An 8,178-nucleotide genomic window follows, 5' to 3' on the forward strand; every position below is an offset into this window, starting at 1 on the left:
TCATAAAATTCCAATACAGGCTGTTAAAAGGACATGCTCTATCTCCTGTTTTTTTTGATTTATTATAGAAGCAGGTTCTGCTTTCAAACCAGGAATGATTGTAATTTAACTGATCTCCAAGAATGAGCCTTAAAGTTTTGGTTTCCATATTATTTACTGCTTCTGCATTTATCACTGCAATATTTTACTTCGTCCCAGATTTTTTCCCATTTTTTTCTCCATGCAAATGGTCTCTGGCAGACAACGCAGGTTTTAGTGGGCAGGTTTTGTTTCTTAACTCCTCTCATTTTTTTGTTTATTTCTAAAACCCCAAACAATATCACTCGCATATTTTCGAGTTTCTTCAATGTCAACGATTGGCTCTGGATAATCTTTACCTATTTCGCATTTGTAAAATTGCTGCTCAATACTATTTAATTTCCATGGTTCATGAATTAATTGTGATGGAATTTCCGCTAGTTCAGGCAGCCATTTTTTTATAAAAATGCCTTCTGAATCGTGTTCCTGAGAGTTTTTTATGGGATTATAAATTCTAATAGTATTGCCCGTTGTTGTACCCGCCTGCATCTGAATCTGCGGATAATGAATTCCGGGTTCATAATCTAAAAACTGTCTTGCCAGAAAATGCAATTCCCGCCAGTCCTGCCACAAATTGAATGTGAAAAAGGAAACTACCATTGCCCGCATTCTAAAGTTGATGTAACCTGTATGAACTAAACATCTCATACAGGCATCAATAATAGGAATCCCGGTTTTACCTTCCTGCCACGCTTTTATATAGGTTTCGTTTATGGGTTTTACCAGGGAATCATAATCTTTGTTTATGTTTTTAAATTCAATTTGGCAGTCACTTTCAAATTTTTGCATAAAATGGCAATGCCAGTGCAGTCTTGAAACAAAATTAAGCATGGCTCTTTTGTTGGGAGATGCTTCATAAAACTGATTGGTATATTGATACACCATTCGCATACTGATGTTTCCGTAGGTCAAATAGGGAGATAAACGGCTACATCCTTTTCTGCTTAAATCGGGTTTAGAAATATGTTTGCTGTAATTGACATGTCTCTCTTTTGCAAAACTTTCTAAGTACCTCCAAGCCCAATATTCTCCACCCTGTTGAAAGTTTTCATGTCGGTTTGTAATTTCGGTTGAAAGTGCTTTCCCTTTTATTTTTTGATAATAATCAGGATCTAAATCTTCAAATTCAAAAGCATTTAATTCAATCATTTTAGGAGCTGCACGCATTGTTTTTTCCCAGCGTTTTTCACAATCTTCTCTGGAAATCAGCTTTCTAATTACGCCATGGAGCTGGGATTGTTTCCAAAGAATTTTATGATCATCAAAAAAAAACTGCATGGCAATATCCCTGTCAAAAGTTACCTTATTGCCAATTTCCTGATGTGAAAATACTGTTTGAATATCATAAAGACTGCATAGGTGCTCAAAAACAGTCTGGACTTCGTTATGAAAATAATAGATCTTTGCAGCAAATGACTTTAATTTAGACTGCATTTCCTGTAAAGATTCATAAACAAACCGCCAGTGACGCACATCAGAATCACCATAAACCATTATCGACGGCTCAAAAAAATAAACTAAAACAAGAGGGATGTTTTCCTGCTGCGCCATAAAAAGAGGTTCGTGATCTGTAAAACGAAGATCACGTTTGAACCACATAATATTTACCTTTTTTTTGTTCAACTTTTAAGTAGTGATGTAATTTCCTTATCCGGCTTTGCATAGCTTAACCGGTCTAATTGCATGGTTTTATGATAGCTGTCCAGACCAGAACAAGTAATGGTATTGGCTTTTTCTAAATTAACAAAACCATCTTCAGACAAACTGTCTTCAGGAATAAAAATCTGGACTATTTCCCCGATAATCATAGTGGTATTATTGATTAAAATGGCTGTTTTTTCTTTAAATTCAATACCTAACTGTATGTTGCTTTCGAGTACAAAAGGAGCTGGAAAGTTGTTTTTATATTCCGCACGGAGTCCTGCAGCATCGAATTCTGAAATTTCTTTGTCGTATCTCGCTGATGTCTGATGTGACTGCTTGTAAATCTGTTCGTTGATATGATTAATAGTATAGTATCCTGTATCTATAATATTCCTCATAGTATCACGCTCTGGCGGGCTGGGGCGAAAAATCATGCCTATTAATGGTGGATTCGCTCCAATATGAAAAAAAGAACTAAAAATGGATAAATTAGTATTTCCTTTATTATCAGAAGTTCCTACCAATGCCACACTTTTAAAACCGCCTAAACTATTGATTAAATGCACGGCAGTTTGTTTCTCCATTTTTTCCAGATCACTGGTTTTAAAATTTATTTTGTTTTTCATTAGTAGAAATTTTATAAAAAAAATGGAACTTTTCAATCGATGAGTATCCATTTTTTATCACTGTTAAGTCTAAAAGTAGCAATATGTTCCTTATTCCATTCTTTGGGCCCTATAAGTGAGAGAAAATCAAAACCGTCTGCATCTTTATATAAATGATATGTTTCACCAACAATAGGTTCAAAAGAAAATCTGGCATTGTAGACCAATTCATTCCACTGGAATTCTTCTATTAAATTCTGGTATTGCATTTTCAGTTCATTGAATTTACTTTCAAACTCTTTGTTTACCTTATTTATGCCCATGTTTTTCCAGCCGGTTAAATCATCTGCTTTTATTATAGGTGCGCCAACACTTGTAGCATACGGCAATAGGCTTGCATTATAACCATGCTCAGCAGAAAATACTACATTATCCGGTTTATCTTTTTTCATCGTCTATAAAATTTTTATTAACGCTTAGAGATTTTATTATTTGAAATTGCTCTTTGCCTGTTACATTTAAACCGATCAATTGCTTGAGTTCTCTTTGCAGCGTGTTTTGTTTTACAGTTTTCAACCCTTTCACGCCACAATTTGTAACTGCTGAACTTTATCTCTTTCTTCATCAAAGCTTTCACATCACTTTCAGATAGACCAAATTGAAATTTTATCGCATCAAAAGATGTTCGGTCTTCCCATGCCATTTCTATAATTCTATCGATCTGAGCTTCATTCAATACACCATTATCGATTTTTATAATTATTGGCTTTGTCATATATTTTGTTTAACTATTATTAAATAAGATCAAACAAAAGTAATACTTTTACATTTATGAGAGAATTAAAATTGATAATACATTTAATTTTAAACCAATAGACATAATTAAAAAATGAGGAGAAATTATATTTTATAAATTGATAAAAAATCCACAACACAATTCTTCAATTAAAGAATTTCAAAAGCTCCTAATAATTTAATGCTATCAAACCTGTTTTCTCCAAAGCCAGTTGACCACTCCTTTTATTAATTCCGAGCATTTACATTCAAATAATCTTTCTTCTTACAAAGCTTTTTTATATGACAAATCTATTAGGTTCTGTAGCATATATTATTAAGATTTATCTTTGGATTTTTAAAATTACACCGTTCATGAATACCCAAGGTCATTGTTATCCTAAATCTGTTACACTTCAAGCTGTTTATTTTAAACTTAGATTTATATTGAGTTATCGAGATGTGGAAGAAATCATTAAAATGCGGGGAGTTCAGGTTGATAATTCAACAATCCAGCGCTGGACGTACAAGTTTGCTTCCTTATATTGAATCAGAGATGAAGAAAAGCAAATGTAGAGTAGACTGAGCTGGAGGCTTCTCACCAGAAGCAGTCAGCGAATGAGTGCGCAGTCTTTTTAATTAAGGCAATTAATAGCAGACCCAGAGTAATAAGTATTGATAAAAGCGAATCAAACATTGGAGCTATAGAAGTTTATAATAAACGCTCATTTTCTACGATTAAGATTAGACAATCTAAGTATCTGAATAATATAGTTGAACAGGATCATCGATTCGTAAAGTGGAGGATACAAAACGGATTAGGATTCAAAAGTTTTGAATCTGCGAAACGAACATTGAGTGGAATTGAAATTGTGCATATGCTTAGGAAGAATCAGATGATTAATCCACCAGGGATAAGAACCAAAAAAAGGACTGTTGTACTAAATAGTTTAACTTTCATGGATTGATTAAAAGAGTGCCTTCACTAAGGCACTCTTTTTTGTTTATAATCACTTCTGAATGTGATAAATATCATTTCTATTAGTTAGTTGTTGCTATACTTTTATAGTGAAGGTTAATTGTCTAAATAATAAGGACACAACTAAAAAAAATATTAAATATGGAATCAATCGAAGAACAAACAGTCTCAATGCCCCGAATTGGGGATAAGGCACCGGAATTTAAGGCTATAACTACGCAAGGAGACATTAATTTTCCTGTTGATTACAAAGATAAATGGATTATTTTCTTTAGCCATCCTGCCGATTTTACACCAGTATGTACCTCTGAATTTATGACATTTGCCAAAAGGGAACCTGAATTCACCGCGCTTAACTGTCAATTAGTTGGGCTTTCGATCGATGGATTATACAGTCATATTGCTTGGTTAAGAACCATCAAGGAGAAGATTGAATTTAAGGGAATGAAAAATATTGAGGTAAAATTTCCATTAATAGAGGATATAACTATGGAAGTTGCAAAGAAATACGGTATGATTCAACCCGGTGAAAGTACTACTAAAGCCGTAAGAGCCGTTTTCTTCATCGACCCAAAAGGAATGATACGCGCTATTATTTACTATCCGCTTTCTATGGGCAGAAATTTCGACGAATTAAAAAGAGCTTTAATAGCCCTGCAGACTGCTGACAGCTATAATATTGCAACTCCTGCCGATTGGCAACCCGGCGATGACGTAATTGTACCAACAGCAGGTTCTTGTGGTATTGCCAAAGAAAGAATGGAAGACAAGCAGGAAATGACCTGCTATGATTGGTTTTTCTGTACCAAACCCCTGCCTGTCGAAAAGGTGAAAACAAAGTAATTCAAAATAACAATTATCATGTCAAAACCACATATAGTTATCCTAGGTTGCAATTTTGCCGGATTAACCACAGCAAGGTATATTCATGCTGTGGTTAAGGACAAAGCAGATATTACGATAATAGACCGAAAATCGTTGCTGACCTTTGTACCGAACATACCCATGCAGGTTTTGGCAAATGTCAATCCTGCAATTGACTTACAGTTCAAATTCATGTCGTTTTTAGCGCATGATGGCAGTGAATTCATTCAGGCAGAAGTAACCACTATTGATCCGGAAACCAATACAGTTTTTTATCAGCCAAATGAACGTTCAGGTCATCCGGTTCGCAGGCTGCAATACGATTATTTGGTTGTAGCACTTGGTAATCGCTTGGCATATGATAAAATTGAAGGGTTTAATGAAAATGGTCATAGCGTAACTGATGTGTTCCTTGGGAATCGTTTACGTAATTATTTGCATAAAGAGTATAAAGGCGGTCCCATCGCTATTACTTCGAATATTTTTCATCAGGGCAAAAGCGATAAATTACCAGCAAATTTACCGATTGCCTTAACAGCTTGCGAAGGTCCGCCTGTCGAGATGGCTTTTTCATTAGCACATTGGTTAGAAAAGCAAAAAAAAGGAAAAACATCCACAATATTTTTATCAACTCCAGCTAAAGTAATTGCAGAAGATGCCGGAGAAACAATTCTGAATCAGTTATTGCCAATGATGGGTAAAATGGGCTACAATTATCAGGCAAATACTCAAGGCATCAAAAAAGTGCATAAAGGCGGCATCGAATTCAATGACGGTTCTACGCAAGATGCAGAAGTAGCAATATTGTTCCCAGACTGGCAGGCACATGATTTCTTAAAAATGCTTCCTTTTACTGATGATATGGGTTTTGTAATCACCGATTTATATATGCGAAATCCTGATTATCAAAATATTTTTGCAGTAGGTGATGCAGCATCCATTACAGTTCCCAAAATTGGTTCATTAGGACATATGGAAGCTGAAGTTTTAGCCAACACTTTGGGAAAAGAATTGGGTATCATTAAAGGCGATATTGCCCCTATGGAATTCGAATTACTTTGTATGGGAGATATGGGAGGTATAAAAGGATTTTATATGCGTACCAATGAATGGTGGGGCGGAAAAGAAAGTCATTTAGAAATGGGATTGACACCTTATGCGCTCAAAATGGGCTTCAAACAAATGTATTATACCCTTGGCGGTAAAATTCCACATTGGGGCTTGGCATTGAGTGAAATTATTGGTGACCATACGGCCATTTAAAACATAATAGCTAATCTGCAGTATAGTTTAATATAATTTTAATGGTCTGTCTAAAAAAAATATGAGAGCCTCTTTTTTTTTTGCTGTAAGTACTTTTATAAGACTGCTAATTCAAGAGATATAGTTCTCTATTACTACTTTCTATTTGTTATAAAAGTATTTCTCCTTCTTTTCTGAAATTGAATTGATATTATCATCATTGAGTTTTCGTAAATATGTTTTCATTTTTTCATGACACAATTTATATTGTTTGTTATCATAAGTATTGTAAATTGTCCAGAATTTTTCAGTTTCTCTCGAAGTAAGCTCAAGCTTTTCGGTTAAAAAAAAACTTTATAACTTTAATTTTTTCGAATTTCTCGTTTGTTTTTTCATTTTATTGATGATTACTCTTACGATCTGCTATATTTATTAATAACAAAAGCCCACTTGTATAATTGGGCTTTTGTTATTGAATTTGGTTTTAAACTCTATTTATACTTTATATTAATGCTGATAATATCCGAAGTCATATTAGTAGTTCGTGTATAATGACCGTAACGAATCTCTAATGTATTCCAGTGTTTAAGTCCAAAGATTCCGTTAAGGGGCGTGAATTTCATTCCCATTCCAAAGAAACTGCTGTCAAACTTAGATAAATCATAATTACTGGTGTAGTATTCATCAGCTGCAGTATGTTCTCCGTAAGGTTTAAAATACTTTGTTCCGGTTTGGGTATAATATCTATAAAACGGACTTACTGAAAATGCCTGCGTTAATTTTACCGGAATTTCAAGATCAGCGGTATGTGCTTTTAAACTCCAGTTATCAGTATAATATCTGTAATAAGCGCGAATAAGTACATTATCTCCCAGGAAATAACTTGCCCTGATTCCTACTGGAATTTTGAGTCTTGTATCCGGCATTTTTTCCTGATGCACTGAACCATCTGCAAAATAAACCCTGTGAAAAGGAAGGCTTAAATAACCGTTTTGACTAATCACATCGCCTACAAGCATTACCTGCAGATTTTTGTTTACCACTTGAGAATAACTTAAAGTTCCTGCAAAAGTATTTCGGTTGGCGCTGCCATAGCCTTCGCCTCCTGAAGTGCGAAGTTCAACAGGTTCAATTAGTTTTAACTGATCGAGAAAGGTTTGGAATTTGGCTGTAAATTCTCCATTGCGGTCTCTGGTTTTTTGAGAGAAACTAATATTTCCTCCAAAAGACTGATAATCAAATTCTGTTGAAGAAGAAACTCCAATCCCAATAGTTCGTCCCGTTGTTTCATTTTCTCTAAGATAAGTTAAAGAAGGGTAGAAGCGGTTGTCTGAAGAAGATGCTGATGAATTGGCGCTCAAATCAATCATATCTGATGATGCAGAGGTATAATGGTCAATACCTGCTTCAATATCAAAAGTATGTTTGATTCCGGTTTCTCCGTATTTCACTAATTTGACATCAATGGTATTGGCAATATCAGTAAGATGTTCTGATCCAATTCCGCCGGTAACGGCTGAATTGTCTCCGTTTTGTTTGTAATAGCTGGATACGAGATTTACCTCTTCCAATTTTAATTTTTTGCTTTTATAACTGGTAGAATCAGTAGGAACATTTTGTGCTCTTACCTGAAATAGTGCTAATAACGCAAATCCTGTTATGAATATTCTTTTCATTTTTTAATGGTATGAAAATTAGTTACAACCACAGCCTCCGCCGCTTTTTCCTGAATTGGCTCCGGAAGCTCCTTCTCGGTAGGATTGAAAACTAAGTTCTGTTTTTTCGATTTTCCTATTGGAAAGGACCATTTCAGAATCATTTATTTTTCCTTTTTGGTATTCTTTTACCGATGTACAAGAGGAGAGTAGAATGCCCGTAAAAGCAATGCTAAACAACAGTACGAGCGCTTTTTGTTTTGGCTTTTTCATTTTAGGTTAATGTTTTTTGAAGTGTAAATTTTGTTGTTATCATCTATTATTATGCAATATAGAT

11 protein-coding genes are annotated in these 8,178 nt (G+C 34.6%); 4 read left to right on the forward strand and 7 right to left on the reverse strand.

The annotated features are described in order from the left end of the window. Nucleotides 1-149: 149 nt before the first annotated feature. The 5 genes from ABI657_RS18455 to ABI657_RS18475 are packed head-to-tail and all read right to left on the reverse strand — an operon-like array spanning nt 150 to nt 3,102. Nucleotides 150-287 (reverse strand): DUF2256 domain-containing protein, encoded by a 138-nt coding sequence (locus tag ABI657_RS18455; protein ID WP_348098741.1) that lies wholly within the window; start codon nt 285-287, stop codon nt 150-152. Further along, nucleotides 274-1,701 (reverse strand): deoxyribodipyrimidine photo-lyase, encoded by a 1,428-nt coding sequence (locus ABI657_RS18460; RefSeq protein WP_348098742.1) that lies wholly within the window; start codon nt 1,699-1,701, stop codon nt 274-276. The genes ABI657_RS18455 and ABI657_RS18460 overlap by 14 nt, the downstream gene beginning before the upstream one ends. Then, nucleotides 1,698-2,348 carry a flavin reductase gene (locus ABI657_RS18465; protein ID WP_348098743.1) on the reverse strand — a complete coding sequence of 217 codons (651 nt, stop codon included), beginning with the start codon at nt 2,346-2,348 and terminating at the stop codon, nt 1,698-1,700. Before ABI657_RS18465 ends, ABI657_RS18460 begins: the two co-directional genes overlap by 4 nt. Before the next feature lie 32 nt (nt 2,349-2,380). After that, nucleotides 2,381-2,779 carry a DUF2452 domain-containing protein gene (locus tag ABI657_RS18470; protein ID WP_348098744.1) on the reverse strand — a complete coding sequence of 133 codons (399 nt, stop codon included), beginning with the start codon at nt 2,777-2,779 and terminating at the stop codon, nt 2,381-2,383. A gap of 17 nt (nt 2,780-2,796) precedes the next feature. After that, nucleotides 2,797-3,102, reverse strand: a complete 306-nt coding sequence (locus ABI657_RS18475) for a TIGR03643 family protein (protein ID WP_348098745.1) — start codon at nt 3,100-3,102, stop codon at nt 2,797-2,799. A gap of 302 nt (nt 3,103-3,404) precedes the next feature. Between ABI657_RS18475 and ABI657_RS18480 the strand changes: the two genes are divergently transcribed. The 4 genes from ABI657_RS18480 (at nt 3,405) to ABI657_RS18495 (ending at nt 6,207) form a co-directional block, all read left to right on the forward strand. Beyond that, complete coding sequence (locus ABI657_RS18480; RefSeq protein WP_348098746.1) at nt 3,405-3,650, forward strand: hypothetical protein; 246 nt, start codon at nt 3,405-3,407, stop codon at nt 3,648-3,650. A 38-nt stretch (nt 3,651-3,688) separates the two neighbouring features. Next, nucleotides 3,689-4,069 (forward strand): DDE-type integrase/transposase/recombinase, encoded by a 381-nt coding sequence (locus tag ABI657_RS18485; RefSeq protein WP_348098751.1) that lies wholly within the window; start codon nt 3,689-3,691, stop codon nt 4,067-4,069. A gap of 152 nt (nt 4,070-4,221) precedes the next feature. Continuing rightward, nucleotides 4,222-4,923 carry a peroxiredoxin gene (locus ABI657_RS18490; protein WP_348098747.1) on the forward strand — a complete coding sequence of 234 codons (702 nt, stop codon included), beginning with the start codon at nt 4,222-4,224 and terminating at the stop codon, nt 4,921-4,923. 18 nt (nt 4,924-4,941) lie between these two features. Beyond that, nucleotides 4,942-6,207 (forward strand): FAD-dependent oxidoreductase, encoded by a 1,266-nt coding sequence (locus ABI657_RS18495; protein WP_348098748.1) that lies wholly within the window; start codon nt 4,942-4,944, stop codon nt 6,205-6,207. A gap of 470 nt (nt 6,208-6,677) precedes the next feature. Here ABI657_RS18495 and ABI657_RS18500 read toward each other — a convergent pair whose 3' ends face one another. Continuing rightward, nucleotides 6,678-7,862 carry a DUF3570 domain-containing protein gene (locus ABI657_RS18500; RefSeq protein WP_348098749.1) on the reverse strand — a complete coding sequence of 395 codons (1,185 nt, stop codon included), beginning with the start codon at nt 7,860-7,862 and terminating at the stop codon, nt 6,678-6,680. A gap of 18 nt (nt 7,863-7,880) precedes the next feature. Beyond that, nucleotides 7,881-8,114, reverse strand: a complete 234-nt coding sequence (locus ABI657_RS18505) for a DUF4266 domain-containing protein (protein ID WP_348098750.1) — start codon at nt 8,112-8,114, stop codon at nt 7,881-7,883. Between the last annotated feature and the right edge of the window lie 64 nt (nt 8,115-8,178).

Source organism: Flavobacterium sp., from assembly GCF_039930565.1.
Taxonomy (GTDB): Bacteria; Bacteroidota; Bacteroidia; order Flavobacteriales; family Flavobacteriaceae; genus Flavobacterium.